We start from the raw sequence: 452 nt of genomic DNA on the forward strand, positions 1-452 counted from the left end.
GCGCTCGATCGATCCCCTTTTCCTGTCCGTCACCTACGGTGCGGGAGGCGGCAAACAGCAGAACACGTTGAACGTCACGGCGGAACTGGCCCGCCGGGGCTTCACCGTCATGGCGCATCTGACCTGTGTGGGCGCCGAGCCGCAGGCCATCAGTGATTTCGTGGGCAACCTGCGCGCTGCCGGGGTCCACAACGTGCTGGCCCTGCGCGGTGACGCGCCGCGCGGCGTGAGCGACTGGGACTGGAACAAGGGGCATTTCCACAATGCCCGCGACCTCGTGCATTTCTTGCGTTCGGAGCATCCTGATCTGGGCATCGGCGTGGCTGGCTATCCTGCGCCCCATCCCGATGCGGCCACCTTTGCGGCAGACCGGGCCTATCTGGCCGAAAAGCTGCGCGCCGGAGCGGATTTCGTCATCACCCAGCTTTTCTTCGATGTACGCGAGTATGAGT

The 452-nt window shown here is 64.6% G+C and carries 1 protein-coding gene; it reads left to right on the plus strand.

Annotated features, from left to right (window positions below; all coding sequences use genetic code 11):
• On the plus strand, positions 1-452 hold a 452-nt coding region (locus tag JWG43_RS18240), incomplete at both ends, for a methylenetetrahydrofolate reductase (RefSeq protein WP_205244352.1).

Origin of the sequence: Desulfobulbus alkaliphilus (assembly GCF_016918545.1) — a bacterium.
Classification (GTDB): Bacteria; Desulfobacterota; Desulfobulbia; order Desulfobulbales; family Desulfobulbaceae; genus Desulfobulbus; species Desulfobulbus alkaliphilus.